Annotated in this window: 25 protein-coding genes; 9 read left to right on the top strand and 16 right to left on the bottom strand. The window is 63.3% G+C overall.

Annotated elements, in window-relative coordinates:
* The first annotated feature begins 1 nt into the window (after position 1).
* The 8 genes from bchY to AC5I5I_RS07625 all read left to right on the top strand — a co-directional run bounded on the left by bchY (position 2) and on the right by AC5I5I_RS07625 (position 6699).
* Positions 2–1648 (top strand): chlorophyllide a reductase subunit Y, encoded by a 1647-nt coding sequence (gene bchY, locus AC5I5I_RS07660; RefSeq protein WP_495971562.1) that lies wholly within the window; start codon positions 2–4, stop codon positions 1646–1648.
* Positions 1648–3099 carry a chlorophyllide a reductase subunit Z gene (gene bchZ, locus AC5I5I_RS07655; protein WP_495971560.1) on the top strand — a complete coding sequence of 484 codons (1452 nt, stop codon included), beginning with the start codon at positions 1648–1650 and terminating at the stop codon, positions 3097–3099. Before bchY ends, bchZ begins: the two co-directional genes overlap by 1 nt.
* Positions 3100–3119: 20 nt before the next feature.
* Positions 3120–3356: a hypothetical protein gene (locus AC5I5I_RS07650; protein ID WP_495971558.1), complete on the top strand. Its 237-nt coding sequence runs from the start codon at positions 3120–3122 to the stop codon at positions 3354–3356.
* 242 nt (positions 3357–3598) lie between these two features.
* Positions 3599–3820 (top strand): light-harvesting antenna LH1, beta subunit, encoded by a 222-nt coding sequence (pufB, locus tag AC5I5I_RS07645; protein ID WP_495971556.1) that lies wholly within the window; start codon positions 3599–3601, stop codon positions 3818–3820.
* 11 nt (positions 3821–3831) lie between these two features.
* A complete protein-coding gene (gene pufA / locus AC5I5I_RS07640; protein ID WP_495971554.1) occupies positions 3832–4011 on the top strand; it encodes a light-harvesting antenna LH1, alpha subunit in 180 nt (59 codons plus the stop codon).
* Between the two features lie 112 nt (positions 4012–4123).
* Positions 4124–4966: a photosynthetic reaction center subunit L gene (gene pufL, locus AC5I5I_RS07635; protein WP_495971552.1), complete on the top strand. Its 843-nt coding sequence runs from the start codon at positions 4124–4126 to the stop codon at positions 4964–4966.
* Positions 4967–4981: 15 nt separating this feature from the next.
* Positions 4982–5902 (top strand): photosynthetic reaction center subunit M, encoded by a 921-nt coding sequence (pufM, locus tag AC5I5I_RS07630; RefSeq protein ID WP_495971550.1) that lies wholly within the window; start codon positions 4982–4984, stop codon positions 5900–5902.
* A complete protein-coding gene (locus AC5I5I_RS07625; RefSeq protein WP_495971548.1) occupies positions 5902–6699 on the top strand; it encodes a biliverdin-producing heme oxygenase in 798 nt (265 codons plus the stop codon). Before pufM ends, AC5I5I_RS07625 begins: the two co-directional genes overlap by 1 nt.
* Before the next feature lie 19 nt (positions 6700–6718).
* On the opposite strand, the gene AC5I5I_RS07620 is transcribed toward AC5I5I_RS07625, so the two are convergent.
* The gene (locus AC5I5I_RS07620) at positions 6719–8884 is read right to left on the bottom strand and encodes a GAF domain-containing protein (RefSeq protein WP_495972551.1); all 2166 of its coding nucleotides are present in this window, start codon (positions 8882–8884) and stop codon (positions 6719–6721) included.
* 26 nt (positions 8885–8910) lie between these two features.
* Positions 8911–10278 (bottom strand): transcriptional regulator PpsR, encoded by a 1368-nt coding sequence (gene ppsR, locus AC5I5I_RS07615; protein ID WP_495971546.1) that lies wholly within the window; start codon positions 10276–10278, stop codon positions 8911–8913.
* Between the two features lie 417 nt (positions 10279–10695).
* Here ppsR and AC5I5I_RS07610 point away from each other — a divergent pair, with 417 nt between their 5' ends.
* Positions 10696–11124: a c-type cytochrome gene (locus AC5I5I_RS07610; protein WP_495971544.1), complete on the top strand. Its 429-nt coding sequence runs from the start codon at positions 10696–10698 to the stop codon at positions 11122–11124.
* A gap of 89 nt (positions 11125–11213) precedes the next feature.
* On the opposite strand, the gene hemA is transcribed toward AC5I5I_RS07610, so the two are convergent.
* Genes hemA through bchF form a run of 14 tightly spaced genes read right to left on the bottom strand, consistent with a single transcriptional unit; the run spans position 11214 to position 26555 of the window.
* Positions 11214–12428 (bottom strand): 5-aminolevulinate synthase, encoded by a 1215-nt coding sequence (gene hemA, locus AC5I5I_RS07605; protein ID WP_495971542.1) that lies wholly within the window; start codon positions 12426–12428, stop codon positions 11214–11216.
* Complete coding sequence (puhE, locus tag AC5I5I_RS07600) at positions 12425–13267, bottom strand: putative photosynthetic complex assembly protein PuhE (protein ID WP_495971540.1); 843 nt, start codon at positions 13265–13267, stop codon at positions 12425–12427. The genes hemA and puhE overlap by 4 nt, the downstream gene beginning before the upstream one ends.
* A gap of 7 nt (positions 13268–13274) precedes the next feature.
* Complete coding sequence (acsF, locus tag AC5I5I_RS07595; RefSeq protein WP_495971538.1) at positions 13275–14339, bottom strand: magnesium-protoporphyrin IX monomethyl ester (oxidative) cyclase; 1065 nt, start codon at positions 14337–14339, stop codon at positions 13275–13277.
* A complete protein-coding gene (locus AC5I5I_RS07590) occupies positions 14336–14626 on the bottom strand; it encodes a hypothetical protein (RefSeq protein ID WP_495971536.1) in 291 nt (96 codons plus the stop codon). The genes acsF and AC5I5I_RS07590 overlap by 4 nt, the downstream gene beginning before the upstream one ends.
* Complete coding sequence (gene puhC / locus AC5I5I_RS07585; RefSeq protein WP_495971534.1) at positions 14623–15078, bottom strand: photosynthetic complex assembly protein PuhC; 456 nt, start codon at positions 15076–15078, stop codon at positions 14623–14625. Before puhC ends, AC5I5I_RS07590 begins: the two co-directional genes overlap by 4 nt.
* Before the next feature lie 11 nt (positions 15079–15089).
* Positions 15090–15758, bottom strand: a complete 669-nt coding sequence (puhB, locus tag AC5I5I_RS07580) for a photosynthetic complex putative assembly protein PuhB (protein WP_495971532.1) — start codon at positions 15756–15758, stop codon at positions 15090–15092.
* The gene (gene puhA / locus AC5I5I_RS07575; protein WP_495971530.1) at positions 15755–16525 is read right to left on the bottom strand and encodes a photosynthetic reaction center subunit H; all 771 of its coding nucleotides are present in this window, start codon (positions 16523–16525) and stop codon (positions 15755–15757) included. Before puhA ends, puhB begins: the two co-directional genes overlap by 4 nt.
* A gap of 24 nt (positions 16526–16549) precedes the next feature.
* The gene (locus tag AC5I5I_RS07570) at positions 16550–17983 is read right to left on the bottom strand and encodes a BCD family MFS transporter (protein WP_495971528.1); all 1434 of its coding nucleotides are present in this window, start codon (positions 17981–17983) and stop codon (positions 16550–16552) included.
* Positions 17980–18681 (bottom strand): magnesium protoporphyrin IX methyltransferase, encoded by a 702-nt coding sequence (gene bchM, locus AC5I5I_RS07565; protein ID WP_495971526.1) that lies wholly within the window; start codon positions 18679–18681, stop codon positions 17980–17982. The genes AC5I5I_RS07570 and bchM overlap by 4 nt, the downstream gene beginning before the upstream one ends.
* Positions 18681–19589, bottom strand: coding sequence for a ferredoxin:protochlorophyllide reductase (ATP-dependent) iron-sulfur ATP-binding protein (gene bchL, locus AC5I5I_RS07560; protein WP_495971524.1), 909 nt, complete (start codon positions 19587–19589; stop codon positions 18681–18683). Before bchL ends, bchM begins: the two co-directional genes overlap by 1 nt.
* Positions 19586–23200, bottom strand: a complete 3615-nt coding sequence (locus tag AC5I5I_RS07555) for a magnesium chelatase subunit H (protein WP_495972549.1) — start codon at positions 23198–23200, stop codon at positions 19586–19588. Before AC5I5I_RS07555 ends, bchL begins: the two co-directional genes overlap by 4 nt.
* The gene (gene bchB, locus AC5I5I_RS07550; protein WP_495971522.1) at positions 23175–24719 is read right to left on the bottom strand and encodes a ferredoxin:protochlorophyllide reductase (ATP-dependent) subunit B; all 1545 of its coding nucleotides are present in this window, start codon (positions 24717–24719) and stop codon (positions 23175–23177) included. The genes AC5I5I_RS07555 and bchB overlap by 26 nt, the downstream gene beginning before the upstream one ends.
* Before the next feature lies 1 nt (position 24720).
* The gene (locus AC5I5I_RS07545; protein WP_495971520.1) at positions 24721–26028 is read right to left on the bottom strand and encodes a ferredoxin:protochlorophyllide reductase (ATP-dependent) subunit N; all 1308 of its coding nucleotides are present in this window, start codon (positions 26026–26028) and stop codon (positions 24721–24723) included.
* Entirely contained in the window at positions 26025–26555 is a 531-nt protein-coding gene (bchF, locus tag AC5I5I_RS07540; protein ID WP_495972547.1) for a 2-vinyl bacteriochlorophyllide hydratase, read from the bottom strand. Before bchF ends, AC5I5I_RS07545 begins: the two co-directional genes overlap by 4 nt.
* Between the last annotated feature and the right edge of the window lie 442 nt (positions 26556–26997).

The raw sequence follows: 26997 nt of genomic DNA, 5'->3' as shown, positions 1-26997 counted from the left end.
AATGACCGCTTTGCAGGAACTCGTCCGGGATGCCGCAGCAGCGACCAACGAAGTCGCCTGCGACATGACTGCGCGGATCGAGAACGAGCCGAATCTTGTCGAACTCGCAAAATCAGGCGTTCTGCTAGATCCGGCCGAAATCAATGCAACGGGCGTCGGGTGTCACGCCGGCAAGGCTGAGATGCGCAACGCCGCGGCGGCTGCGGGACTGAGCGAGACGCTCGAGCGCTATGCGGCCGACTATCCCCAGGGTCCGCATGATCAGCCTCAAAGCATGTGTCCGGCCTTCGGATCGCTGCGCGTCGGCTTGCGGATGCGGCGCACGGCGACGGTCCTCTCCGGCTCGGCCTGCTGCGTCTATGGGTTGACCTTCACCTCACATTTTTATGGGGCGCGCCGCACCGTTGGCTACGTGCCGTTCAATTCGGAAACGCTGGTGACCGGCAAGCTTTTCGAGGACATTCGCGAGGCCGTCTTCAAGCTTGCGAAGCCGGAAGACTACGACACCATTGTCATTACCAATCTCTGCGTGCCGGCGGCATCGGGCGTGCCGCTGCGGCTGCTGCCGAAGGAAATCAACGGCGTTCGCATCATCGGTATCGACGTGCCGGGATTCGGCGTGCCGACCCATGCCGAAGCAAAGGATGTGCTTGCGGCCGCAATGCTGAAATATGCGCGCGAAGAGATCGAGCAGGGTCCCGTCCAGGCGCCACGTGCGGGCCGGAGCGGACGGCCAACGATCACGCTCCTCGGCGAGATGTTCCCGGCCGATCCGGTCGGCATCGGCATGATGCTGGAGCCGATGGGCCTCGCCGCCGGACCGGTGGTGCCGACGCGCGAATGGCGCGAGTTTTATGCCGCGCTCGATTGCGCGGCTGTCGCTGCCATCCATCCGTTTTACACGGCATCGATCCGCGAGTTCGAGACCGCGCGCCGCCCGATCATCGGCTCCGCCCCGGTCGGGCAGGATGGCACGGCAGACTGGATCGAAGCGGTTGGCGCCGCATGCAACGTCTCGCGCGAACTGATCGACAAGGCGAAAGCGCGCATATTACCTGCGATCAAGGGCGCGCTCGCCGGCGCGCCGGTGAAAGGTCGCGTCACGCTGACCGGTTATGAAGGCTCCGAGCTTCTTGTCGGGCGGTTGCTAATCGAAAGCGGCGCGGATCTGCGCTATGTCGGCACCGCCTGTCCGCGCACGCGCTGGTCGGACCCCGACCGTGAATGGCTCGAGGCGCGGGGCGTCCACGTCCAGTATCGCGCTTCGCTCGAGCAGGATCTAGCGGCGCTCGCCGAATTCCAGCCCGATCTTGCCATCGGTACCACTCCGGTCGTGCAGAAGGCCAAGGAGATGGCGATCCCGGCGCTTTACTTCACCAATCTGATTTCGGCACGTCCGCTGATGGGGCCCGCCGGTGCGGGCTCGTTGGCGCAGGTCGTGAACGCGGCCCTGGGCAACAAGGCGCGCTTCGATGCGATGCGCGAGTTCTTCGGTGACGTCGGCATAGGCGACAATGCCGGTGTGTGGGAGGAGACGCCGCGCGCGCGACCGGAATTCCGCGAGCGCTATCGCAAGCAGATGGACGCGCTGGCCAAGAAGCGCAGCAGCGGCGACACCAGCGACTTCAAGACCGCGAGGATGATCTGATGCTCATCCTCGACCATGATCGTGCCGGCGGATACTGGGGCTCCGTCTATGTCTTTACGGCGATAAAGGGGCTCCAGGTCATCATCGACGGGCCGGTCGGGTGCGAGAATCTGCCGGTGACATCGGTGCTGCATTACACTGATGCGCTGCCACCGCATGAATTGCCGATCGTCGTCACCGGGCTCGGCGAAGAGGAACTCGGCCAGAAGGGCACCGAAGGCGCGATGAAACGCGCGCACCGTGTGCTCGACCCCGACCTGCCGGCAGTGGTCGTGACCGGGTCGATCGCCGAGATGATCGGCGGCGGCGTCACACCGGAAGGCACCAACATCAAGCGCTTCCTGCCGCGGACCATTGACGAGGATCAGTGGCAGAGCGCGAACCGCGCCATGACCTGGCTGTGGAGCGAATACGGGCTGAAGAAGGTTCCGGACCGCAAGCCGCGCAAGGACGGTGAGAAGCCGCGCGTCAACATCATCGGCCCGATCTACGGCACCTTCAATATGCCATCCGACCTCGCCGAAATCCGGCGACTGGTCGAGGGCATCGGTGCCGAGGTGAATATGGTGTTCCCACTCGGCAGCCATCTGCAGGATGTGCCCCGGCTGATCAACGCCGATGTCAATATCTGCATGTATCGCGAATTCGGGCGGCTGCTTTGCGAAGCTTTGAACCGTCCTTATCTGCAGGCGCCGATCGGGCTGCATTCGACGACGAAGTTCCTTCGTTCGCTGGGCGAGCTGCTGGGGCTCGATCCTGAGCCGTTCATCGCACGCGAAAAGCACACCACCATCAAGCCGCTTTGGGACCTTTGGCGCTCGGTGACCCAGGATTTCTATGGCACCGCGAGTTTCGGCATTGTTGCGAACGAAACCTATGCACGCGGCGTGCGGCATTTCCTCGAGGAGGAGATGGGCATGGCCTGCAACTTCGCGATCGCGCGATGCGCGGGAGCGAAGACCGACAATGATGCGGTGCGCAAGGCGGTTCACGAGAAAGCGCCGCTAATCCTGTTCGGCAGCTACAACGAGCGCATGTATCTGTCGGAGGTCGGCGGCCGCAGCGTTTACATACCCGCGTCGTTTCCAGGCGCGATTATTCGCAGGCATACCGGAACCCCGTTCATGGGTTATTCCGGCGCGACCTACCTGGTGCAGGAATCCTGCAACGCGCTGTTCGACGCGCTGTTCCACATCATCCCGCTCGGCACCGAACTGGACAAGGTCGACGCGACACCCGCGCGCCTGCAGCCGGAGCTGGACTGGAACGACGACGCCAAGAGCGAATTCGACCGCCTGGTCGATACTCACCCGGTGCTGGTGCGAATCTCGGCGGCGAAACGACTGCGCGATGCCGCCGAGCGCGATGCAAGGCGAAACGGTTACGAGATGGTCACGGTTGCAAGCGTCGCGCGTGCGCGTGTGGCGCTGATGTCGAACGAAGCGGCGTGAAGGAAACGGGAGGGCGGTCCATGGCTCTGGAAACAGATACGCGACATGCCGGAGTGAGTCGCTGGCGGCATGGCGAGATCGAATACCGGCTGCTGCACGCCGTGCTGTTCTCCATATTCGTTACGTCGATCGCAATGTCGCGGTTGATGCCGTGGCGCTGGTATGCGCGCCGGACGAGTGAGGCGCCTCGGCGCAGCATTCTTTGCGAGGCGCGCGCGACGACCAACAAGATCGTGCCGATGGCGTTCATGGGTTAGGTGGTATCGGTGGCGCTTTCTGGCGCCGAGGTAGACCAGGAGAGGCTGCACGAGGAGGTCCGGGGTTCCGGACGCAGTCTGACCGGGAGATGCGGGTGGCGACGCTGACGCGGCGTCATCCAACGAGTTTTCGTCCGGGTCACACCGGGCGGAAAGCTGTCGTGGCGGGCAACCGCCTCGGCAATCCTTGCCGCGCGGGACTTGCGCGGTAACGGCCGCAAGGCCAACCGGAGAGTAAAAACATGGCTGACTCTAGGGGCGGCTCTCTCTCGGGACTGACGGAACAGGAAGCGCGAGAATTCCACTCGATCTTCCTGACCAGCTTCATCGCCTTCGTCGTGATCTGCGCGATCGCCCACTTCCTGGTTTGGCAGTGGCGTCCGTGGCTCCCGGGACCGAAAGGTTACGCCTTCCTTGAAGGCGCCGGACAGACGGTGAGCTCCCTGATCCCGTTCGTGTCATAGGAGGATAAACAATGTGGAAGATGTGGCTTCTCTTCGATCCGCGGAGAACCCTGATTGCGTTGTTTACCTTCCTGTTCGCGCTGGCGCTGGTGATTCATTTCATCCTGCTCAGCACGAACCGGTTCAACTGGCTGGAGGGGCCTCGCGCCCCGGCAGCAAAGGTATCGATCGAGACGACACTGCACGGTTGAAGGCAGTCGAGACTGGCGGACGAGGCGCGGGCAACACCCGTGCCCCGTCCGCCGACGGCAAGGCATGCTGGCAGCGCGCGGGGCGCGCGCTGCGTGATGGAGGGTCGGGACTATGGCCATGCTCAGCTTTGAACGAAAGTACCGCGTACGTGGCGGTACGCTGATCGGCGGGGACCTATTCGATTTCTGGGTCGGGCCGTTTTATGTCGGCTTCTTCGGCGTCACCACGATCTTCTTCACCTTCGTCGGTGTAGCGCTGATCATGTATGGCGCGGCGCTCGGGCCGACCTGGAACATCTGGCTGATCAGTATCAATCCGCCACCGGCGGAATACGGACTGGCATTCGCGCCGCTCAAGGATGGCGGGATATGGCAGATCGTCACGATCTGCGCGCTCGGCGCATTCGGCTCATGGGCGCTGCGTGAGGTCGAGATCTGCCGCAAGCTCGGGATCGGCTATCATGTCCCGTTCGCCTTCAGCGTCGCAATCTTCGCCTATTTCACGCTGGTGGTGGTGCGGCCAATCCTGATGGGCTCCTGGTCCTACGGGTTCCCGTACGGAATCATGAGCCACCTCGATTGGGTCTCGAACACGGGCTACCAGTACGGCAACTTCCATTACAATCCAGCGCACATGATCGCGATCACGTTCTTCTTCACGACGTGTCTCGCGCTGGCGCTGCATGGGGCGTTGGTTTTGTCGGCGACCAACCCGAAGCCGGGCGAGATCGTAAAGAGCGCCGAGCACGAGAACACCTTTTTCCGCGACACCATCGGATGGTCGATCGGTACGCTCGGCATTCACAGGCTCGGATTGTTCCTCGCCTTGTCCGCCGGCTTCTGGAGCGCGATCTGCATCGTGATCAGCGGGCCGAGCTGGCTATGGCCCGAAGGCGAGCAATGGGTCACCTGGTGGGAATGGTGGCGCAACATGCCGATCTGGTCGTCACGGTAAGCGAGGGAGCGTGTCATGGCTGAATATCAGAATATCTTCACTGCCGTGCAGGTGCGGTCCCCGCTCTATGAGGGCGTGCCGGTCGCGGTCGGGCCCTTCGTGCGGCAGGGCGGCGGGTTTTCCTACTGGCTCGGCAAGATCGGCGACGCCCAGGTCGGTCCCTATTACATCGGCTGGACCGGCATAGCGTCGCTGTTCTTCGGCTTCATCGCCATCGAGATCATCGGCCTCAATATGATGGCCAAGGTGAACTGGAGTCCGATCGAGTTCATGCGGCAATTGCCGTGGCTCGCGCTCGAGCCCCCGCTGCCGCAACACGGTCTTACAATTTTGCCACCACTGACTGAGGGCGGCTGGTGGCTGATTGCAGGGTTCTTTCTCACCACCTCGATATTGCTTTGGTGGGTGCGGGTGTATGTCCGGGCACGTACGCTTGGTATGGGCACGCATGTCGCCTGGGCATTCGCTTCGGCGATCTTCCTCTATCTTACGCTCGGCTTCATCCGGCCGCTGTTGATGGGAAGCTGGAGCGAGGGCGTGCCGTTCGGCATCTTCCCGCATCTCGACTGGACCAACAACTTCTCCATCAATCACGGCAATCTGTTCTACAATCCATTCCATATGCTCTCGATTGCCTTCCTGTATGGCTCGGCCCTGCTGTTTGCCATGCACGGCGCGACCATTCTCGCGGTCACACGCTACGGCGGCGAGCGCGAGATCGAGCAGATCGTCGATCGTGGAACTGCGGCCGAGCGCGCTGCCCTGTTCTGGCGCTGGACCATGGGCTTCAACGCCACTGTTGAATCGATCCATCGCTGGGCCTGGTGGTTTGCAACGCTGTGCACACTCACCGGCGGCATCGGTATTCTTTTGTCGGGAACGGCGGTTGACAACTGGTTCGAATGGGGCGTGAAACACGGACTGGCAGTGCGCTAATGACGGACCTGGAACAACATCGGCACGATCGCTATGCGGACGTGTCGTTCCAGAACCATGGGGCGGATCTGGCTGGCGGAGACTTTAACCAACGGCTGATCTGCCCCATGGGGTTCACCAAGGCCTCGTTGAGCCGCTCTGACGATACGGAAGAGCGGCCATTGTCGGACATGCTGCGAGAGCGGACGAAGCGGCTGCACGCGGTAGCCGAACGCAGCGGGACTATCGCGGATATCCTGCAAAAAAAGTGCGACCGCTTCGGCTACGCTCTATTGCTGCGCAACCTTCTGCCTGCCTACGAACGTCTCGAGGCAGAATTGTCCGCCCGGCGGGCGCATCCGGTCCTCGGCGTTTTCGCGCACCGCGCGCTGCGTCGGTCCGATCGCCTGCGAACCGATCTGCAAGCCATCGGGGGCGTAGATTGGGAACGCTCTCTGCCGTTGCTCAGGTCGGGGATTTCGTATGCCGCCGCAATCAGCGAGGCGGCGGCCGGCGATGGTCTGCGGCTCGTGTCTCACGCCTATGTTCGTTACCTCGGCGACCTGAGCGGTGGTCAGGTCCTCAAGAAGCTTCTTGGGAAATCACTGTCGCTGCCGGCGGCCGCGCTGACGGTCTACGAGTTTCCCGATATCGAAGCGCACGTACTCAAAGCCAGACTGCGCGACGCGCTTGATCGCGCCGGTCGCGTGACCGATGATCCGCACATGCTGGTGATCGAGGCAATGACCGCCTTCGAGCACAATATCGTCGTCTCGCGCGAGGTGCAGAGACAAGCCGGACAGGTTGCGGCAGGCTGAGTTCTGAAAATCCCGCGGATTATTTGTCGTCGCGGGTGGCGTGCCAGATCAGGTGATCCAGGACTTCGGCGGCGCGATCGACCGAACTGCGGACACTTTCCAGCATCTGCAGCATACGCGTATTGTCCATGCCGTCTGTGATTTCCAGCGCCGCGAGCTGCGCGTTCTCGACCACCGAAGCCAGCAGCTGCTGATAGAGGAGGTCGGCGCTGCTGTCCTTGCCGGAAATCTTGCCGCGATGACGGTCGTAGATGACCTCCTGGAAGCGGCGGCCGGCGGCTTCCGCTGCCTTGCGGTCGGCGATATCCGTGAACAGAAGCACGAAGCCCAGGATGCGGTCCGGCGACGAAAAGACCGGATCGCCGCGTACCAGAAATGAATGCGGCTCAAGTCCGGAACGCAACAGCGTCACCTCGCCGCGCCATGTGCGGCGCAATTCCACGAGATCCTTCAGGCGCCGGCGCGCGTCCGACGCTGCATCGAAAAACACGGCCAAGTCGTCGACAAATTCATAGGTCTGCCGCGTCTGCGGCAGCAGCGCTGCGAACGCGCGGTTGTGGAGAAGGATTCGTCCCTTTGCATCGGCGATGACCACTGGCAGGTCGGAAATCTGCACCTGCTTTGTCACATGGGCGAATTGATCCTGTGCGATCAGCAGGCGCACCGAACGGAACTGCAAAACGACGTCCGTGACCGTTTCGCCGATCAGCCGCGCGGCGGTCAGATCGGCCGCGCTCCACGGTTCGCATTTTCCTTCGACCAGCTGATGCCATTGCGCGAAGGATCGCCGTGGCGACAATTGCGACGGGTCGTCGCCGACCAGGACGGGCTTCAGCGGGTCGCCGCCCCAGGTGATGAGGCGAATCCGTTCCGGGCGAAACCAGATCAGATATTCGCCTGGCGTGCTGGAGACCGGTGTCGCGACGATGCCGGCTGCGACCGAAACCAGCGGCGCAAAATCCGGCTCGTCGAAGCCGAGCGCCGCGGTGGAGAAGACCGGTACGCGCTCCATCTGATCGAGCCAGGCAGCGATCTCCCGCAACTGCAGTGTTCCGGGAACTTCGCCCGTCGACAGGATCTGGCCTTCGAACAGAAGCGCAGCGCCGCTTGCGGCCAACGGTTGCAGCAGCGATTGAGAATTGTCGAACAGCGCCACCCGCCAGTCGCCGTCGCGGGAGATTGCCTCTATCATCCGCTGTTCAAGGCGGCGAACCGACAATTCGGCCTGCGCCTGGGCGAAGCTTTCGAGTGCGGCAATCCGGGTGCCGATGGTTTCGCCCAGCAATTCGCAGGCGGCGCGCATCTCGAACGACATCGAACGGGGTGAGTAATGGTGACAGGCGACCAGCCCCCACAGCTTGCCGCCGACCATGATCGAAGCGACGAGTGTCGCCCTGACGCCCATATTCTTCAGGTACTGGATGTGGATCGGCGACATGCTGCGCAGCCAGCACAGCGACATGTCGAGATCGCGGTCGTCGAACGGACTTTGCCGCGGCAGTATCGGGATCGGGGCGTATTCGACATCGACCAGGACGCGCACGCGATTGCGTTCGTACAGCCTGCGCGCGATCTGCGGAATGTCGGAGGCGGGATAGCGGTTGCCGAGATAAGCCTCCAGGTGCGGCTCGCGCCGCTCCGAGAAAACCTCTCCGTGTCCCTCGTCGTCGAACCGGTAGACCATGACGCGGTCGTAACCGGTGAATTCCTTGAAGATGCTGGCGGTTTCTTCGCAGAGCGTGCGCAGCGACGACGCCGAAATGATGGTTTTCAGCGCCGTGCCGATCGCCGTCGACAGATCGGTCGAAGGAGAGGTGCGCTCGAATTCGATGACGAGTCCTTCGCCCGGAGGACGATGCAGCAGGACATCATATTCGGTGGCGGGATTGGACGCCGTGCAGCGGACCGCAACGGGAATGGTCCGCAGCGAATCCTTCAGGACCGGCTCGATCCGGCTGACAAGGTTGCCGCCAAACTCCTCAAGTCTGCGGCCGATGATATTGCCGGAAAGGTTCAGGAATTCGGCAGTATTCGCGCTTGCCTGGACGACGACAAAATCCGGCTCACGCACCACGATCAACGCGCCATGCGGTTGAATCGATCCTGCAAGTTGAATTTGTTCGCGTTCACAATTGGACAGGTCGGCCTGTCCAAAGGCTGGTGACGATAACGTACGAGAGACCACCCCGGAATTCTCCCGCGTTGTGGCTTTCACTTTCCTCCGTCGGCCTTTTCGGATCCGCCATCCAGGCCGTAACGATTGAGCTTCGCATAGAGGCTCTGCCGGCTCAATCCCAATAGCTCGGCCGCGACAGTGCGGTTGTCGTTTGCGAGTTCGAGCGCGGAGGCCACATAATGCCGCTCGACCACGCCGACGGTATCCTTGACCAGCGACCGCAACGGGGTTTTGCCGATCCGTTCCGCCATGGCGCCCAGCGCATTGCGCAAATTCTTGTCGTCGCCCGGTGTTCCGATGCGGCGTCCGACGTCACGAATGAGGACTCCGATGAAGTGCGGCGACGTATCGTCGTTGCCGGCAGCCGAGATCTCCACCTCAGTGGTGGTGCCGAGGTCGCCCTGTATCGTGGTCGTGAACATCCGCACGAAACGATAGCGTTCGACATTGGCGAGGAGGACGGCAAGGTCCGCGCCCGGTCGCGACAGCCACCGGGTCAGTCGTTCGCCGATCACCGATCCCTTCGCGCCCGTTTCCACGAGATCGAGGAATGCGCGGTTGGCGCGTCGGATCACGCCGTCAGGATCGAGCACGACGAATCCGTCCGGCAACCGCTCGATCAGATCGTCGATCGAGATCGAATCCTGGTCGACCACGACGCCGGCTTGCCCCGCCCAGCCGGGGGAAAGCTGCAGCATCATCACCGAATTCGGTTCCGGCGACATCAGCGATGCGCGAACCAACCACGGCTTCTTGTCGTTGCCGAGGTGGATCAGAATGCCCGGCGCCTTCCCATGCTCGCGCGCGCGCAACGCCATCGATTGGAAGACGTCACGATCTTCGGCCGTGACGTCCTGTACGAAGCTCCGGACGCCTGCATCCGGGGCAGCCTTCATATTCAGTGCGGCCAGTGCCGCAGGATTGGCCTGCAGGATCCGCAGGTCGCTCGTGCGCAACAGGACGACGGGTTCGTTTGAGGTGTCGAAAAGCAGCCGATACCGGGTCTCGACCTCGCGCATCTTCCAATAGTCGCGCTCCATCGCCTGCTGTGCGGCGATCAGTCGGGCTTGCAGTTCGGCAACGGCCTGGAGGTTCTTGCCAACCGCAAGCAGCCCGGCGCGGCCGCCGAGCAGCACGGTGGTGTATTCCATCGGCAATTCGAGACCGCTCGGGAAGCGCTGCGTCACCTGGCGGAAGGCGGAGACGCCTTGCTCGCGTGCGTCGGTCAGCATGCGCCGGACCTTCTCGCCTCCGGAATCGACCACCGTGTCGTTCCAAGGCTTGCCCAGCCAGCCCTCGATGCCTTCATCGGATAGCGAACGGGACAGTGTTGCCTCCCGGATGACCCCATCGAGGTCCAGGAGCAAAGTCACGTCCGGTTGAGCGATATTGATATTGCTCATTCCTGTCGTGTCCGATCATCAGCCGATGACGTCTGCCTATGGCCCGGACGTGCGTCGCCAGTATTGGCGCCGCACCCGGTGTGACAGGGCGTCCGCGACCCCTTTGGCCGCATTTCCAAGTGTCAGTCAACAATTACACCGGCATTGCAACCGGTTATTTCGGCGAGCACTCGTTTACTTGGCTCGCAATTCCGTCCTGCCAAGGAATCAAGCCGGTTTTCAGCCGTGCAGGTCTGTCGCTACGCAGCTGATTGTATTGCTACTTCACTGGTTTTTAAAGGCTTTTTCTAGTCTGCCAGCCGCACTTGACCCCGGATGACAGTCATAATTGACTATATTGTCGTAAAGTCTATGGAACAAAAGGATGATCCCACGCGGTTATCCGAGGAAATGTCCACAGCGTCAGGAAGAAGCCCAATGAAATATCGTCACCTCGCAATTTTCGCCGCCACGATTGCGGTTGTCCCGTTCGGCCAGAACGCATCCGCGCAGGACGCGGATGCCGGTGAAAAGGTCTTCAAGAAATGCATGACCTGCCATCGCATCGGCGAGGGTGCGAAAAACGCGGTCGGTCCTGAGCAGAACGGGATCGTCGGCCGTCAGGCGGGCACCGTCCCAGGCTTCGCCTATTCGCCGCTGAACAAGGCAGCGGGTGAAGCCGGGCTTGTCTGGAACGAGGAGACAATCTTCGCCTATCTGCCCGATCCGAATGCGTTTCTGAAAGACTTCCTGACGCAAAAGGGAAAGCCTGATCTCGCCAAGGGTTCGACGAAAATGGCGTTCAAGCTCCCGAGCGAGCAGGAGCGCAAGGACGTGATCGCTTATCTGAAGAAGTTCTCCAAATAGCGCGTTTCGAGCGAACCGGAAGCCGGTTCGCTCGATCCAGACTCGTCACGCGCATCTCAAGCTGTGCATCGGCGAGCCGCTCCTGGGGGTCAGGCTGCAGCACGCAGCCCGATTTCCGACCAGATTTGCGACAGTGACGCAATCAGATGGTTGATATCGTCGTCGCTGTGCAGCGGCGACGGCGTAATGCGAAGCCGTTCGGTGCCTCGCGGTACGGTCGGATAGTTGATCGGCTGCACGTAGATTCCATACTGGGAGAGCAGCCGGTCGCTGATCTGCTTGCAGAGGACGGGGTCGCAAACCATCACCGGGACGATGTGGCTCGGATTGTCGAAGTGCGGGATGCCGGCCAGGTCGAGGCGGCGCCGCACGTACTCCACGCGATCGCGTTGTCGCTCACGCTCGGCCTGGCTCTCTTTCAAGTGACGAATGCTGGCGATCGCGGCTGCTGCCACGCCGGGCGGCAATGCGGTGGTGAAGATGAAGCCGGACGAATAGCTTCGCACGAAATCGCACAGGGCGTTTGACGCCGCGATGTAACCGCCGATCACACCGAATGCCTTTGCCAGGGTGCCTTCGATCACGGTGAGACGGTGGCTCAGCCCGTCGCGCTCGGCAATGCCGCCGCCGCGCGGCCCATACAGGCCGACGCCATGCACTTCGTCGAGATAGGTCATCGCGCCGTGGGCGTCGGCGACATCGCAGAATTCAGCGATCGGCGCCATGTCGCCGTCCATCGAATAGACGGATTCGAAGGCGACGAGTTTCGGCCGGCGGCGGTCAATGGTCGACAGCTTGCGATGCAGATCCTCCGGGTCGTTGTGCTTGAAGATGATGCGCTCGGCGCCGGAATGCCGAATGCCCTCGATCATCGAGGCATGATTGCCCTCGTCGGACAGGACCACGCAATTTGGCAGGCGCGAGGCGAGCGTGGATAGCGTCGCCCAGTTGGAGACATAGCCGGAGGTGAACAGCAGCGCCGCCTCCTTGCCGTGAAGGTCGGCGAGTTCCTGTTCGAGCATCACGTGGTAATGGTTGGTGCCCGAGATATTGCGCGTGCCGCCTGCGCCTGCGCCGCATTTGTCGATCGCCTCGTGCATCGCCGCCAGCACGGCCGGATGCTGTCCCATCCCGAGATAGTCGTTCGAGCACCAGACGGTGACGGTCCCACGCCCGCCATTCTCGCCGTGATGCGTCGCCTGCGGGAATGCACCCGCCTGGCGCTCGAGATCGGCGAATGTGCGATATCGCCCCTCTTTGCGCAGTGCGTCGAGTTCGCTGTTGAAGAACGCGTCGTAGTTCATTGTCCCCTCCGGACGATCGAAGCGCTGACTTTCGGACCCTGGCATGCAGGGGCCGGCTCAATGGATGGGCCTGTCACGGGCAATTCCGAAGTCGCCGCGGAATGCCGGCGCCAGTTCCACAAATTCATGATGGGTAGCGGAAGGAGCATGAAGACATGCTCAAGGGCAGCCAGCGCAAGCAGGGCGGCCATCAGCGTGCTGGCGGTTGTTGCGAAACTGCCGGTGGCGGACATCACGAGATATCCGGAGGCGAACAGCGGCAGGACAATTGAGGCGGGCAGAAGCGGGTTCATCGGACCGCGTCTGAAGTGCCCGCGGAGATGGGACAAGCGCCGCGGGAGCAGTTCGTCGTGCAGGTTGGGGACGCCAAGGAACAGATTGAGCTTGGCGCTGAGGCGCATCAGCCAGAGGATGGCATAGGTGCAGATCGCGACCTGATTGTGCGCTCCATAGCTGGCGGCCAGGATGACGGCGCCGCCGGCAAGAAGCGCGAATTCATGATGGATGATCGCCGAGACCGCATGGGAGAACCGGGCCCATCCGGCCGCGGCCGGGGACGCTTCCGCCCGATCCGGTCCGAGGAGCATGCCGGTCAGGAAGGTGAGTTCTACAAATCCCCAGATCACGATGGCTGCGGCGAAGGCGAGATAGGCACTGCCGGCCGTAACCGTTTCTGCCGTTGCTGCAATGATTGCGATTGCGGCCAACGCCATCATCGCTCCCACCGCAAGACTGATCCGGTAGGTCCGTGCCGGCATTCGCGCGACAAAAAGAACAATCCCCGTGCCCAGCCACCAGATCAGCAGTGCGAAGAACGCGGGGATTGCGATTTCGGCCATGCGCCACTCACCACGCCGGTTGCAGGCGAACCTGCTGGGGCAATGCGTTGCGCTTGGCCGGCAGCAGGTAAAGTCTTGCGAAGACCGCTGCCGCCGCGACGCCGAGCCCGGCTCGCTTGATTGCACCGATCACGCCGCCCTGCTGTTGCGCCGCCATGCTTGCCTCGGTAATGCGCCACAGCCGGTCGAGCCCTGCCTTGAAAGCGGGGTGGTCGATGTCGAGTTCGATCGGGAAGACCTGTCGCGCGATCTCGTTGGTGATCCGGAATACGCGGAAGTCGTACTCGTCCGGATGCATGCCGAGCGCCTTGTGGAAGGCGGGCCGCATGTGATCGCGGACATACATGGTGGCGTAGACCGCGAGCAGGAAGAACCGGATCCAGAGGCGGTTGATGCCGCTCGTGAGTTTCGGGTCGGCGCGCATTAGCAGCGCGAAGGCTTCACCATGGCGGAACTCGTCGTTGCACCACTTTTCGAACCACTTGAAGATCGGATGAAACCGGCGCTCCGGATGCCGTTCGAACTGCCGAAAGATGGTGATGTAACGCGCATAGCCGATCTTCTCGGACAGGTAGGTCGCGTAGAAGATGAATTTCGGCCTGAAGTATGTGTATTTTTTCGTCCGCGTCAGGAATCCGAGGTCGACGCCGATTCCGAAATCCTTCAGCGCCTCGTTGATGAAGCCGGCATGCCGCGCCTCGTCGCGGCTCATGTAGCGAAACAGTTCGCGGATATCGGGGTTGGTGATCCGTCGCTTGATCTCGGCGTAAAGCACGCAGCCGGAAAACTCGGCGGTCAGCGAAGATACGAGGAAGTCCAGCAGTTCCTTGCGCAGATCCTCGGGAACCGCATTCAGGTCCATCTTGAATTCGTCGGTGCGCTGGAAGTGACCCTTGTTGTGATCGCGGCGAAGCTCCTCGATCATGTCGTCCCATTCCCTGCGGACGCTCGAGATGTCGAGATTGTTCATGGCCGCATGGTCGGTCGTATAGAACCGGGGGCTGAGAATGGTGTCTTCCTGTGCACTCTGCGTGCTGGTATTGGGGGCGCCGCCGCCTTCCATCGCGATCATGACACTTTCCCTTCCGAGAAACTCACTTCGTACAATTCGGTGATTTCGAGATAGCCCTCGATCTTGGCCTTCAGCCGCGCGAGCGGGCTCGCGCGCACGATGGTGGCGTGGCATCGCGTAACCACCCTCTCGCCGAACGGTACGTCCGTCGGTGCGCCGTGCACGGTGACCTCGTCACCCGGTCCGACTTCGTATCCGTCAAGCGCCACATGCGCATGAAGGGTTTCCGAACTGTTCTCGATCTCCACCGTGCATGGCACGGTCAGGGTCCTGCTACTCGCTCTCATTGCGTCGTCTCCTCAACGGTCATGAGCTTGGCGAAGGATGCCGCGTTGACGGCGCCGAACGCGCCGAGATCGACGCGGCGGCCGGTGGTTGGATCTTCGACGGACAGGCGTCCGTCGGCCCAGCGGGTCAGGCGGAACGGGATGTGCCGCTCCTGCTCCCGGCGGATGCGTTCACGGGCCAGGTTGCGCAAAACGATACGGACGAACCCGTCCTGTCCGGGCGGCAGGATGTCGATCGTCTTGTTGCTGTCGGCGGCGACAACATCGACGCCGCCATCCGTTCGGTCGACGAAGCGAAGCTCGCGGATCGCGATCGCCTCGGTGTTCGCCACGCGCGTCACGCCGATGCCGCCGACCCGTGCAGTCACCGCCGCAAGGATCGCAAACGTCACCAGTGCTCCAGCGCCGAGCAGGGCTCCGCGGGGAAATCGGCGATGAACGGCGTCCGACATAACCATTCTCCTCAGGCGGCGGCGGCAGTCGCAGGCGTGGCGACCGCATCGGCCGGAACCGGAACGGGAACCGGCATGGCCACCGTTCGGTCGGGCGAGGTTTCAGCAAAGGTCTTCAGCGCATTCGCGAGAATGCTTGCGGCTTCGAGACCGTCCGGCAGCCCGCGCATCATCGGTTGCGCGCGGTTTACCCACCACGGCCGGGCGAATGGCCACAGATGCAGATATGAAATGCGGCCCAGCCCTGTGAGCGCGAGGGCGACATCCGCGGTGCCGTCCTTCTGGACGCTCATGGCGGCAGATTCGATCGTCCGGTAGGGAAGGTTGAGGCTCCATGGCAATGCCACGCCGAACCGCATCACCACCCGGCGATTGGTGATGGTGAACACGCTCGTGCGTGCATAGAGCCAGGCGAGCAGCGACGGAATTGCCACCGCGGCGATTGCGACCGGCAGGAACCAGAGGACGAATGCCGCGGCGCTGGCGAGGGACCAGCCGTCCATCCATCCTGTTACCAGCCGCCAGATCAGGATCGCGGTGAAATAGATTGCGATCTTGCGGACATGAAAGACCCGGAGCGCAAGGGCGCGCCATGAAGGCTGCCCCTGCCACAACATCCGCTCGCCGGCCGGCAACTCTTCCGGCAAGCCCTTGACCGGTTCGGTTGCGAACTCGCTCATAGCCGCGGCTCCGCACGTCCGGGCGTGGCATAGAGCGTACCGCCGCCGTAATAGGCGCAGACCTTGTCCTCTTCCAGGAGGGTGATCTGGTCGGGGTTCTTGATGCCCGGCACATCGGCGAACTGATCTGCCAGGATCGAGATCACCCGCACTTCGCCGCGGTTGCGATCGACGCGCGAGAAGTTAGCCGGCAGCAGCACACGCTTGCCGCCCGGGATCTCCACCTCGTAATAGCGAATGATGATCTCGGACTTGTCGATCCACACATCGCGGATCGTGCCTGCGATCCCGCGGTCGGCGCCGATTACGGTCATGCCGCGCGGATCGGGATCGCCGGCCGCGACGAAGAAGGACGGGGCTGTCCGCATCGGCACGATCTTCACTTCACCGTCGACGGTGAGGTCGGGCGTATCCGAACGCAGCGCGTAAGCGCCCGGTCCGATGGCGTCGAGCATCGGATTGCCGGTCGGCTCGAGCGGCGCACCGGGCCACGGCGCCACCGGCCTGACGTTGTTCAGTGGCGGCTCAGCCCGCATGGCCGGCGCCATGACATCGGCGTGACCATGTCCGATCCGGAAGAGTTTCGGCGACGGCGGGACCGGAAAACCGACGACGGACACGCCGCCGGCGCGATCGGACAGAAGCGGATAGCCCTCGCGCTTGTCTTCGCGGCGGAGGTAGAAAATCAGGCCCGCAAAGAAGACCCAGAAGACATAAAGAACGACCTGTGCGGTATCGATTGAACCAACGATTGAACCCTTTTCCATGGCAAGCCCTCCAGGAATGTTACGTCAGGTTGGAAGTTCGGCCAGACCGAACTTCGATTGAGACTGGTAGCGCGAAATATTCGACAGTCTGATCAGCGGCCCGATCGCGACCAGTGTCGCGAACAGCAGGCCAATTTCGATGTGGTAGACAACGCTGTATCCAGTCGCCGGCGAATTCAGTGCGGGGCCGAGCGAGCCTTGCGTCGCGAGCGCCGAGATGCTGTCGCGAATGGCGCCGCCGAAGGCGATGGCCAGTCCGGCCGCTGTCGCCTGCACACCGCCCCAGGCGCCGATCACCAGACCGGCTGGATGCTTATCGGCAATCGCCATCGCCGCGATCAGCGTGCCGACCGCAAACAGCCCGCCACCGAAGCCAATCAGCGCCACCCCGACACGGAACAGGGCGATCGACTCAAACGGCGAGGCGAAAATCACCGCCGAAAAAGCGACGACGCCGACCAGCACGCCATTTGCAGCGAGCCGGTACGGATCATGACCGCGCGTCAACAACCGCGAAGCCAGCGCAAATCCGCAGAGCGAACCAGACGCGAGCAATGCCGTCAGCATGGTGGTCGCGCCGACGGACAGATTCAGGATTTCGCCGCCATACGGCTCGAGCAGGATGTCCTGCATGCTGAACGCTGCAGTTCCGAGCCCGACGACAATCAGCAGGCGGACGGTGCCGGCCGTGCGGCTCATTTGCCGCCAGGCCGTACGCAAATCGCTGCGCGGGAGATCATGCGCGGTGCGCCCGGGCGCGCGCGCCTCCTGTTTCCACAGCGCGACAATGTTGAGCACCATCGTCACTACCGCGGCGCCCTGGATCACCTGGATCAGCTTGAGCTGCGAGAAATCCGCAAGCAGCATGCCGAAGGCGAGCGCGCTGGCGACCATGCCGATCAGCAGCATCACGTAGAGGAAGGCGACGATGCGCGGGCGCATGTTCGCCGGCGCAAGGTCGGTGGCAAGCGCAAGCCCCGCGGTCTGCACGGTATGGAGGCCCGCGCCCACAAGCAGGAAGGCGAGGGCGGCACTGATGTGACCGACAATCACCGGACCATGGGTGTCGCCGGACAGGATCAACAGCGCGAACGGCATGATGGCGAGACCGCCGAACTGCAGCAGCGTGCCGATCCAGATATACGGCACCCGCCGCCAGCCGAGGAACGAGCGGTGATTGTCGGAGCGATGCCCGATCAGCGCGCGCAGCGGCGCAAAGACCAGCGGGATCGAGACCATGAGCGCGACCAGCCAGCTTGCAACGCCCAATTCGACGATCATGACGCGATTGAGCGTGCCGCTGAGCAGCACCACCGCCATGCCGACCGAAACCTGAAACAGGGATAATCGCACCAGTCGTCCGAGCGGCAGTTCGCGGCTTCCGACATCGGCGAATGGCAGGAAGCGCGGCCCCAGCGCCACGATCCCGCGAACCGCGATGTCGCTGATGCGCTTCATTGCTTGCGGATCTCCACCGCCTGCGATGTGTAGAAGCCATTGACGATCCGCTCGGTCTGCATCACCGACCAGCCGCGGAGCGCGGGCTCGCTGCCAAGCCGGCTGAGGAGGTCGTTCTGCCGGACCGGCTCGATTGCAGGCGCGCGCTCCTTGCGCGGGAACAATCGTCCGACAGCATGCATCGCCGCCAGCGCCGGCGTGCGCGGGGCGAAGGTGAACAGGATCGATCCGCCGGTGCGCGCGGACAGGCATGCGACCGCATCGACGCAATCGGACGCGCGATAGTGAATGAGGGAGTCCATCGCGACCACGAACTCGAACGTTCCGAGCGCCGGATCGAGCATGTCGCCGGCCCGGAAATCGATGCGACCATTGTTGAGGTCGGCCGGGGTGCGCTCCTGAGCCAGCTGGATCAGTGTCGGCGCGACATCGATGGCAGTGACGAAGGCGCCGCGCTTGGCGGCCTCGATCGACAGCGCACCGGTGCCGCAACCGGCATCGAGCAGGCGAGCGCCGCGCATGTCCTGCGGCAACCAGGAGAGAAGGGTGTCGCGCATCCGGTCCCGGCCGGCGCGAACCGTGGCGCGGATGCGGCTCACCGGAGCATCTGTCGTCAGGCGTGCCCAGGCCTCCACCGCAGTGCGATCGAAATAGGTCTCAAGCTGCGAGCGGCGCTCGATATAGGTTGCGGTCTGCATCAGTCGAACCCCAGCAAATCGAAGATGTCACGGTCCTTGAGCGGCGTGCAGGCGAGTGGCTCGGTGCCCTCCCATAGCGAGGTCGCCAGGCGCAGATATTCCTGCTGCACGGCTTCCAGTTCGGGGGTCAGATCCATCTCGAACAGGGTGGATTTCTTCAGCCGGCTTTTGCGGATCAGGTCGAGGTCGGGAAAATGCGCCAGCGTTTTTAGACCGGTGGCGTTATTGAACTTGTCGATCTGATCGGTGCCGGCGCTGCGATTGACGATCACGCCGCCGAGCCGCACCTCGTAATTCTTGGACTTCGCCTGGATCGCAGCGACGATCCGGTTCATCGCGAAGATGGAGTCGAAGTCGTTTGCGGCGACGATCAGTCCGCGATCGGAATGTTGCAGCGGAGAGGCGAACCCTCCGCACACGACGTCGCCGAGAACATCGAAGATCACCACGTCGGTGTCGTCCAGTAGCCGATGTTCCTTGAGCAGTTTGACGGTTTGGCCGACGACATAGCCGCCGCAGCCGGTGCCGGCCGGCGGACCGCCGGCTTCCACGCACATCACGCCGTTGTAGCCCTCGTAGACGAAGTCTTCGACGCGCAGTTCCTCGGAGTGAAAATCGACGCCCTCGAGAACGTCGATGACGGTCGGCACCAGCCTCTTGGTCAGGGTGAAGGTCGAATCGTGCTTCGGGTCGCAACCGATCTGCAGAACGCGCTTGCCGATCTTGGAGAACGCCACCGACAGGTTCGACGATGTCGTGCTCTTGCCGATGCCGCCCTTGCCGTAGACCGAGAACACCTTGGCCTTGCCGATCGTCAGGGCAGGATCGAGCTGGACCTGCACGCTGCCGGCGCCATCCGGGCGGGAGGCGCGCTCACGCGCTACCGATGGGTTGGTGTATACGTTCATGCCGCCACTCCCTGTCCGAGACCGGCCGGTCCGATCCCTTCCAGTCGATCCTCGAGTTCGTCGCCGGCGCGCCGCAGCGCATCCAGCATCGAGGGCTCCGGCGTCCAGTAATTGCGCTGATGCGCTTCGATCAGTCGGTTCGCCATTTTCGCGGATGCCACGGGATTGAGCGTGGCGAGGCGATTGCGCATCTCGTCATCGAGGACGAATGTTTCGGTGAATTGCTTGTAGACCCAGGGCGCGACCTCGCCGGTGGTCGCGGACCAGCCGACGGTGTTGGTGACGTGCGCCTCGATCTGTCGCACGCCCTCGTAGCCGTGCGAGAGCAGCGCCTCGTACCATTTTGGATTTAGCGCGCGCGTGCGGGTCTCGAGCGTGACCTGCTCGGACAGGGTGCGCACCGTGCCCTCACCGCGGGTCTGGTCGCCGATATAGACATTGGCGGCGCTTCCGCGGGCGCGCCGCACGGCGCGGCTGATGCCGCCGAGGGTGTCGAAATAATGGTCGACGGTGGTAACGCCGAGTTCGATCGAGTCGAGATTCTGGTAGGCGACGTCGACACTCTTCAGCATGTGGGCCAACACAGCCTCCTGCCGGGAGGCGCGGCCGTCCACACCGTATGCGAAGCCCTTGCGCCGGACGAATGCCTCGGCCAGTTCGTCCTCGTCGTTCCAGCCGCCGCTGTCGACGAGCTGGTTAACGTTCGCGCCATAGGCGCCGTCGGCGTTGCCGAACACCCGCAGCGCCGCCTGCGCGATGTCGCATCCATGGGCGTCCTGGCAGGCCAGCGCATGCTTGCGGATGAAGTTCATCTCGACGGGTTCGTCGGCCTGCGCCGCGAGCAGGGCGGCTTCGGCGATCAGCTTGGTCTGCAGCGGCAGCAGGTCGCGGAAGATCCCCGAGAGCGTGACGATCACGTCGATGCGCGGGCGTCCGAGCGTCTCCAGCGAAATGAGCTTCGCACCCACCACGCGGCCATAACTATCGTGGCGCGGCTCCGCACCCATTAGCCACAGGACTTGCGCGATCGGGCCGCCTTCGGTCTTCAGATTGTCGGTGCCCCACAACACCATCGCGATGGTCTCGGGGAGGGCATGGCCATCCTTGCTATGCCGGGCGAGAAGCGTATCGGCCTGCCGCGCACCATCGCGCACTGCGAAGGCACTCGGGATCCGGAACGGATCGAAGCCGTGCAGGTTGCGGCCGGTCGGAAGGATATCGGGCGTCCGCAACAGGTCGCCGCCCGGCGCCGGAGCGATGTAGCGGGCGTCAAGCGCGCGCACGATGGACGGCGTCTCGTTGTCTGTGGCCAGCAACTCATCGAGTGCGGCGCGACGCTCCGGCTCGGTGACGCCCGCGGCATCAAGCATCTCGGCCCGTGCCTCGGCGGCGGGCACCTGGCCCACGACATGCAGGCCGTGTGGGATCAGCGTGTATTCGAGTTCGAGCACCTCGCGGTGCAGCCGCGCGATCTCGGTATCGGCCTTGTCGTCCCAGGCCGGCTCGCTCGCTGCGAGTTCGATCGCGCAGGCTTGCGCCTGAATCATGGTCGCAAGCGTCGTACGCTGTCCCGCATCCGTATCGGGATCCATAGTGCGCCAGCGATCGATCGAGGTCCTGAGATCGACGAGGCCGCGATACAGCCCCGCCTTGGTCACCGATGGCGTGAGATAGCTGATCAGCGTGGCGCCCGTCCGGCGCTTGGCCAGCGTGCCTTCGGACGGATTGTTCGAGGCATAGAGATAGAAATTCGGCAGATCGGAGATCAGTCGGTCCGGCCAGCATGCAGTGGACAAACCGGCCTGCTTGCCGGGCATGAATTCGAGTGCGCCATGGGTGCCGAAATGCAGGACCGCATCCGCACCGAAATCCTCGCGCAGATAGCGGTAGAAGGCGCAGAAGGCATGAGTCGGCGCGAAGCTCTTCTCGAACAGCAGCCGCATCGGGTCGCCCTCGTAGCCGAAGGCAGGCTGCACGCCGACGAACACATTTCCGAAATGCGCGCCGAGGACGAAGATGTTGCGTCCGTCGGTCTGGTGGCGGCCGGGCGCTGCGCCCCATTGCGCTTCGATCTCGGAGAGCCAGCGTTGCTTGCGGACATGCTCGTCGGCAGGCATGCGGTGCGCGACATTGGCGTCGGCGCCAAAGCGTTTCGAATTGCCGTCGAGAATGCGGCTTCGCAAGGCGTCGACATCGGCGGGGAGGTCGACCTCGTAGCCGCTGGCCTTCAGCGCCGTGAGCGTGTTGTGCAGCGATTCGAACACCGACAGATACGCTGCGGTGCCGGTCGCGCCGGCATTCGGCGGGAAATTGAACAGCACGATGGCGAGCTTCCGCTCCGCCCGCTCCAGCCGGCGCAGGGCAACCAGCTTGGCCACCCGCGCCGCCAGCATCGCTGCGCGTTCGTTATGGGCGGTCATGGCCCGCCGGGAATCCGGGTTCGCTTCCGATCGCCCGCCGAAGGTCATCGGGCAGATCGCGCCGTCAAGCTCGGGGATCGCCACCATCATCGTGGCTTCGACCGGTGACAGGCCGCGCGCATCGCCCTGCCATTGTTCCAGCGTCTGGAACTCGACCGGATGCGCGGCGACATACGGCACATCGAGTTGCGCCAGGATTTCAGCAGCGGCGGCTGCGTCATTATACGCGGGTCCGCCGACCAGCGAGAAGCCGGTCAACGACACCAGCGCATCGATCTGCGGTTGGCCGTCCTTCAGGAAATAGCGTTCGAGGGCGGGGCGCGCATCGAGACCGCTGGCGAAAGCCGGAATGACGGTAAGGCCCTTGGCTTCGAGCGCCGAGATGACCCCGTCATAATGCGCCGAATTTCCGGCCAGCACATAGGAGCGCATAACCAGGACGCCGACCGTGCCTTCGGCACGGCGGGTGCGCGGCAGTTCGCTCAGTTTCTCGACGATGCGGGTCTTGGCTTTGGGATGATAGAGCCCGACTTCCGGATAATGCAGCGGCGCGCCGGTGCGCAGGTGCTTGCCGAGGGCCTTGCGCGGGCCCTGGCCATAGCGCTGGATCAGGAGCCGAACCATGTTGGCCAGGTTTTCTTCCGAGCCTGCCAGCCAGTATTGCAGGGTGAGGAAATAGGCGCGTACGTCCTGCGCGGTGCCGGGGATGAAGCGCAGCAGTTTCGGCAATTGCCGCAGCATCTTCATCTGACCGGCGCCGCTCGATTGCGTGGCTTTGCCGCTGCCGCGCAAGCGCTTCAGCATGGCGACAACGCCGTTGGCCTGCCCTGACATGTCGAAGCGGCCAGCGCGGGTGAGGCGCACCACTTCGCCGGCGGACAGGCAGCAGACCATGGCATCGCAGGCATTGCGACGCGCTTCGAGCGCCGGCAACACGGCGCGGATGTGATCCTCCAGAAACAGCATGGTTGCGATCACGATGTCGCCGCGGGCGATATCGGCGTGGCATTTCGCCAGCGCGACCGGATCGCCGTCCCATTCGTCAGCGGAGTGGACGACGAGGTCGAGACCGGGAAGTTCGGCGCGCAGCAGGTTATGGGCGCGCTCGGCGGCACCGGCGAGATGGCCGTCCATCGTCACGATCACGACGCGCACCGGCGTCGTCTCAGCGTCCGAAATGCGCTTTCGCATCATAGAGCGTCTCGATTGTGATCTGGGCAAGTCCCTGGGTCTGCGCGAAGCTCTCCGTGTTGCGGCGGGCCTTGCCGCGCACGAAGAAAGGAATTTTCTTCAGTTCTTTTTCGGCATCCTGCGTCCAACGGATCGGTGCGCCGGGAATATCGGGCCGCGGCGCGATCGGCGTATTGGTTTCCGGGTTTGCCTGGTGACCGAGATGGGAGGCGCCAGCGCCGTCGTGAAATTCGTGATCGTCGCGGAACATCGCGAGCAGATGTTCCTCGAGGCCCATCATCAGCGGATGCACCCAGGTGTCGAAAATGACGTTCGCACCCTCAAAGCCCATCTGCGGCGAGTAACGCGCCGGGAAGTCCTGCACATGCACGGGCGCCGAGATGACCGCACAGGGCACGCCCAGGCGCTTGGCGATATGCCGCTCCATCTGCGTGCCGAGTACGAGTTCGGGCTGGAGCTGTGCGATCCGGGCTTCGACGTCGAGATAATCGTCGGTGATGAGCGCTTCGACGCCAAGCTCGGCCGCGAGCGCACGGACCTCGCGAGCGAATTCGCGCGTATAGGTCCCGATTCCGGCGACGGTGAAAGCAAGCTCGTCAGACGCGACTCGTGCGGCAGCGATGACATGCGTCGCATCGCCAAAGATAAAGACGCGCTTGCCGGTGAGATAGGTCGAGTCGACCGAGCGTGAATACCAGGGCAGGCGGGATTGCTCGGATGCGAGAATGCCGCTGACATCGACGCCGGAAAGTGCGCCGACTTCGGTGATGAATGCGCGCGTGGCGGACACGCCGATCGGGATTGTCTTGGTGAAAGGCTGCTTGAAGGTCTTCTGCAGCCACTGCGCGGTCGGGCCGGCGATTTCCGGATACAGCACGACGTTGAAATCCGCATCGGCCAGGCGCGCGATGTCCGCGGGCGTTGCGCCCAGCGGCGCGCAGACATTCACTTCGACGCCGATGTCGGTCAGCAGTCTGGTGATTTCGGTGACATCGTCACGGTGCCGGAAGCCGAGGGCGGTCGCACCGAGGATATTGCAGCGGGGCGGGCCGGCCGGGCGTTCGGCGTCCGGCGCGGGCGGGACAGCGAGCGCGCGGACGATCTGGTAAAACGTCTCCGACGCGCCCCAGTTTTCCTTCTTCTGATAGGACGGCAATTCAAGCGGGATCACCGGGATCGGCAGACCCAGCGCATGCGCAAGACCGCCCGGATCGTCCTGGATCAGTTCGGCGGTGCAGGACGCGCCGACGATCATCGCTTGAGGCTTGAAGCGTTCGCAGGCATCGGCGGCGGCGCGCTTGAACAGGTCGGCGGTATCGCCGCCGAGGTCGCGCGCCTGGAAGGTGGTGTAGGTGACCGGCGGACGCTTGCTTTGCCGCTCGATCATGGTGAAGAGCAGGTCGGCATAGGTGTCGCCCTGCGGCGCGTGCAGGACATAATGCAGGCCGTCCATCGCGGCGGCGATGCGCATCGCGCCGACGTGGGGGGGGCCTTCATATGTCCAGAGCGTGAGCTGCATGTCAGGCCACCAGCCGGTCGCGGCGATTAAGCGGGCGCGCGAACAATTCGGCGAGATCGGCCGCCTGTTCGTAGCCCTGCACCGGTGTGAACAGCAGCTCGATCGACCATTTGGTGGTGAAGCCTTCGGCCTCGAGCGGATTGGCGAGGCCCAGTCCACACACGATCAGGTCGGGCTTTGCCTCGCGGCAGCGATCGAGCTGGCGTTCGACATCCTGGCCTTCGCTGAGTGTGATGCCGGCTGGCAGCATCGCAAGCTCCTGCGCCAGATGCTGGCGATGCAGATAGGGCGTGCCGACTTCGGTCAGCTGCATGCCGAGTTCGCGCGCAAGGAAGCGGGCCAGCGGGATCTCGAGTTGCGAGTCGGGGAAGAAGAAGATGCGCTTGCCGCCAAGCATTGCGGTGTGCCGCTGGACGGCCTTGCGTGCGCGCAATATCAGCGGTGCGGTCACGCGGTCGAATTGCGCCGCAGGAATCCCGAAAGCGTCGGCTGCGGCCTTGAGCCAGAGGGTCGTGCCCTCGACGCCGAGAGGGAACGGAGCTGCCAGCCGAGTTGCGCCGCGCTCCTCAAGCATCCGTGCCGTTTCGCCAAGAAACGGTTGCGCCAGCAGGAAACGCGTGCCGGGTCCAACCGGCGGCAGCTCCGATGCGTGCCGGGGAGGGAGGAAGCGCACGGGCGCGATCCCCAGCGACGCGAAAAGCCGTGAAAACTGGTCTTCGACGATGTCCGAAAGAGCGCCGACCACGAGAAGCGACGGGCTCGCGTCGCCGGCCTCGGCGGGCAATTCCGGAACGAGTGCCGCAAGGCACGCATCCTCGCCCTGCGTGAAGGTGGTTTCGATGCCGCTGCCGGAATAATTCAGCACCCGCACCGCCGGCATGTGCTGCCGCGACAGCCGCTGCGCGGCGCGCGAGAGGTCGAGCTTGATCACTTCGGACGGACAGGAGCCGACCAGGAACAGCATCTTGATATCGGGACGCCGCTCCAGCAGGCGCGAGACGACGCGATCGAGTTCGTCATTGGCGTCGGACAGGCCCGCGAGGTCGCGCTCGTCGATGATGGCGGTCGCAAACCGCGGCTCGGCGAAGATCATGACGCCGGCGGCGGATTGAATGAGATGCGCGCAGGTGCGCGAGCCGACCACCAGGAAGAAGGCATCCTGGATTTTCCGGTGCAGCCAGATGATGCCGGTCAGGCCGCAGAAAACCTCGCGCTGGCCGCGTTCGCGCAACACGGGCAATGCACCGGGTTCGGTGACGGGCCTGGAACCGCAGCCGGCGACATCAGGGATCTGCGGGCGCGCGTTCATGGCACGCTCCCGATCATCTCTGATGTTTCTTCGGCCTGATTGCCGCGACCCTCAAGCCGCGCCATCCGCAGCTTGATCAGGAACTGCGCGGCGTTGATCACGTAGGCGGCATAGGCTGCGAGCGCGAGATAGAGCTGCTGCTGCGGTGTGAGCCAGCCGAAGGTGAGGACGGCGAGATAGGCTGTGTGCAGCGCCAGCACCAGCATGCTGAACACGTCTTCCCAGAAGAAGGCGGGCACAAACAGGTAATGGCCGAAGACGCGCTTCTCCCAGATGCTGCCGGTGATCATGATGGCGTAGAGGCACAGCGTCTTGATCACGACCGAGATGGTCGCGGCGGCGAAGCCGTCGCCGGTTGCCAGATAGCGCAGCACCAGCGCGAGGCTGATCAGGAAGACAACGAACTGCACCGGAGCCAGCACGCCTTGGACGATGGTCCAGGGTGAGTCATCGCGGCGGCGGCGCTGTTCGGGTGTGTAAAGAGAACCGGCCGTGACGTCCGACGATTTGTAAAGCTGTCTTGACAATCGCTCGGGTGAGGAATTCGATTGGTCCCGGGGATCGCGAAACGAGACGGCGCGGCTTTCTGCCGCTTTCTTCACTAAATCACGGTCAATTGCTTGATCCGAGGGCATCGCGCTTCCCCTGCGCGGACTGGCCGACAGGCCAGCCAATTGAGAGGAAACGTTATCCGGCCGACTCGGAAGTGTCAATAAAGTTAGACGTAAAGAAAACTTGACGTTTCGTTTCCGGCCGGTTTCAATTCGAGGAGGGATTGAACCATGGTCGACATGAGACAAGCCACTTCCCCAGGAGCCGCCGGTCACACGTTTGATCGGGGCAGCGCGGAGTTTGGTGGGATTCGTTCCGGCGATAATCTCCTCGACTTTCCGCAGCCGGCGCGCGCCAGTGCGGAAGATCTGGTCGTTCTCCAGCGGGTCGTTGCATTTGAAATCCTGCCGCGGGTGA

The sequence above is a fragment of the Pseudorhodoplanes sp. genome (assembly GCF_059499825.1).
This window is presented reverse-complemented; position numbering and strand designations above follow the sequence as displayed.

Coding starts and splice junctions, on each gene's coding strand:
- hemA (WP_495971542.1), bottom strand. CDS start 12,428: ATGAACTACGACGCGTTCTTCAACAGCGAACTCGACGCACTGCGCAAA.
- puhB (WP_495971532.1), bottom strand. CDS start 15,758: ATGAGCGAGTTCGCAACCGAACCGGTCAAGGGCTTGCCGGAAGAGTTG.
- AC5I5I_RS07590 (WP_495971536.1), bottom strand. CDS start 14,626: ATGAGAGCGAGTAGCAGGACCCTGACCGTGCCATGCACGGTGGAGATC.
- bchB (WP_495971522.1), bottom strand. CDS start 24,719: ATGCAGCTCACGCTCTGGACATATGAAGGCCCCCCCCACGTCGGCGCG.
- AC5I5I_RS07555 (WP_495972549.1), bottom strand. CDS start 23,200: ATGCGAAAGCGCATTTCGGACGCTGAGACGACGCCGGTGCGCGTCGTG.
- AC5I5I_RS07610 (WP_495971544.1), top strand. CDS start 10,696: ATGAAATATCGTCACCTCGCAATTTTCGCCGCCACGATTGCGGTTGTC.
- pufM (WP_495971550.1), top strand. CDS start 4,982: ATGGCTGAATATCAGAATATCTTCACTGCCGTGCAGGTGCGGTCCCCG.
- bchM (WP_495971526.1), bottom strand. CDS start 18,681: ATGCAGACCGCAACCTATATCGAGCGCCGCTCGCAGCTTGAGACCTAT.
- pufB (WP_495971556.1), top strand. CDS start 3,599: ATGGCTGACTCTAGGGGCGGCTCTCTCTCGGGACTGACGGAACAGGAA.
- pufL (WP_495971552.1), top strand. CDS start 4,124: ATGGCCATGCTCAGCTTTGAACGAAAGTACCGCGTACGTGGCGGTACG.
- acsF (WP_495971538.1), bottom strand. CDS start 14,339: ATGATCGCGATGGAAGGCGGCGGCGCCCCCAATACCAGCACGCAGAGT.
- bchY (WP_495971562.1), top strand. CDS start 2: ATGACCGCTTTGCAGGAACTCGTCCGGGATGCCGCAGCAGCGACCAAC.
- AC5I5I_RS07570 (WP_495971528.1), bottom strand. CDS start 17,983: ATGAAGCGCATCAGCGACATCGCGGTTCGCGGGATCGTGGCGCTGGGG.
- ppsR (WP_495971546.1), bottom strand. CDS start 10,278: ATGAGCAATATCAATATCGCTCAACCGGACGTGACTTTGCTCCTGGAC.
- AC5I5I_RS07625 (WP_495971548.1), top strand. CDS start 5,902: ATGACGGACCTGGAACAACATCGGCACGATCGCTATGCGGACGTGTCG.
- puhA (WP_495971530.1), bottom strand. CDS start 16,525: ATGGAAAAGGGTTCAATCGTTGGTTCAATCGATACCGCACAGGTCGTT.
- puhC (WP_495971534.1), bottom strand. CDS start 15,078: ATGTCGGACGCCGTTCATCGCCGATTTCCCCGCGGAGCCCTGCTCGGC.
- AC5I5I_RS07650 (WP_495971558.1), top strand. CDS start 3,120: ATGGCTCTGGAAACAGATACGCGACATGCCGGAGTGAGTCGCTGGCGG.
- AC5I5I_RS07545 (WP_495971520.1), bottom strand. CDS start 26,028: ATGAACGCGCGCCCGCAGATCCCTGATGTCGCCGGCTGCGGTTCCAGG.
- bchZ (WP_495971560.1), top strand. CDS start 1,648: ATGCTCATCCTCGACCATGATCGTGCCGGCGGATACTGGGGCTCCGTC.
- pufA (WP_495971554.1), top strand. CDS start 3,832: ATGTGGAAGATGTGGCTTCTCTTCGATCCGCGGAGAACCCTGATTGCG.
- puhE (WP_495971540.1), bottom strand. CDS start 13,267: ATGGCCGAAATCGCAATCCCCGCGTTCTTCGCACTGCTGATCTGGTGG.
- bchL (WP_495971524.1), bottom strand. CDS start 19,589: ATGAACGTATACACCAACCCATCGGTAGCGCGTGAGCGCGCCTCCCGC.